General features: G+C 40.0%; 1 tRNA gene and 1 rRNA gene. Both read right to left on the reverse strand.

Annotation, left to right across the window (positions count from 1 at the left end):
• Positions 1-151 precede the first annotated feature (151 nt).
• A tRNA-Ile gene (locus BJS11_RS13210) sits at positions 152-228 on the reverse strand.
• A gap of 98 nt (positions 229-326) precedes the next feature.
• Positions 327-413: ribosomal RNA gene (locus BJS11_RS13215) — 16S ribosomal RNA — on the reverse strand; the annotation flags it as partial.

A 413-nucleotide genomic window follows, 5' to 3' on the forward strand; every position in this document is an offset into this window, starting at 1 on the left:
CAAAATGTTATTAATCTGTGAGTGTTCTTTCGAACACTAGCGATTATTTCTTTTTGAATTCAAAGCTTGTTTAAAAACTCTAATTCACTCGGTTTTGCTTGGTAAAATCATAAATTTTACTTACTTATCTAGTTTTCAATGTACAAAAAAATGGTGGGCCTAAGTGGACTCGAACCACCGACCTCACGCTTATCAGGCGTGCGCTCTAACCAGCTGAGCTATAGGCCCATTTCTTTTGAATACTCTAATGAGCACTCAAAACTGAATACAATATGTCAATGTTATTCCTGCATCTCCGTAAGAAGATGTTCCGAATATATCCTTAGAAAGGAGGTGATCCAGCCGCACCTTCCGATACGGCTACCTTGTTACGACTTCACCCCAATCATTTGTCCCACCTTCGACGGCTAGCT

Source organism: Staphylococcus caeli, assembly GCF_900097965.1.
Lineage (GTDB): Bacteria > Bacillota > Bacilli > Staphylococcales > Staphylococcaceae > Staphylococcus > Staphylococcus caeli.